Here is a 729-nt window from a genome sequence, read left to right on the forward strand (position 1 = left end):
GGCGGCTCTGGTGGATCTGATGGATCTGGTAGATCTGATGGATCTGGTAGATCTGGTGGATCTGGTGAATCTGGTGGATCTGGTGGTACTAGTTCCGGAGTATCTAATGCAGTTTCTACCGAAGAAGCTATTAAAGACTACGTAAAAGATATTGGCGAGCAACTAACTGATCTATTAGAAAAATATAATACAATGATTAGTGTTGTTAGCGACCAAGCAAAACTTTACGAATTAGAAATTGAAAAATCTGGCGAAGTACCACAAGCAATGTTTGATCTTGAGAATAGACAATTAGAAATTTTGAATCAAGAAAAGACGGCGCTAGAAGGTAAAGGTGCTACTATTGAAAACAGCAAAGACTATCGTGCTGTTATACAATCTATTCAAGATTTAAGTAATACTATATTCGAACAACAAGTTACGAATATGCAACACGAGATAGACAAAGCTACAATTAAGCGCGAACGTTTAGAACGCGATATGGAAAAATATGGCAACCCAGCGTTATATTATGAAACTTTTGAAGCTGCTTTAATGAAAGAACAAGAATCTTATGACAATATTCGTTCGGCTTTAATTGGAGAAGGATATAGTGAATTCTCTGATAAGGTTCAAGAAATTGATGATAAGATTGAGGCAGCTCAAGATGCTGTTATGGAAAAATGGAATGCTGTATTAGATCGTATTGTTGAAATTTACGAAGATCAAAAAGAACGTAATGACACCTAT

General features: G+C 36.1%; 1 protein-coding gene. It reads left to right on the forward strand.

All coding sequences use genetic code 11. The annotated features are described in order from the left end of the window. On the forward strand, positions 1-729 hold a 729-nt coding region (locus Q7C21_RS22260), incomplete at both ends, for a hypothetical protein (RefSeq protein ID WP_375151124.1).

It is taken from the genome of Pantoea sp. ANP04, from assembly GCF_041982285.1.
Lineage (GTDB): Bacteria > Pseudomonadota > Gammaproteobacteria > Enterobacterales > Enterobacteriaceae > Pantoea > Pantoea eucalypti.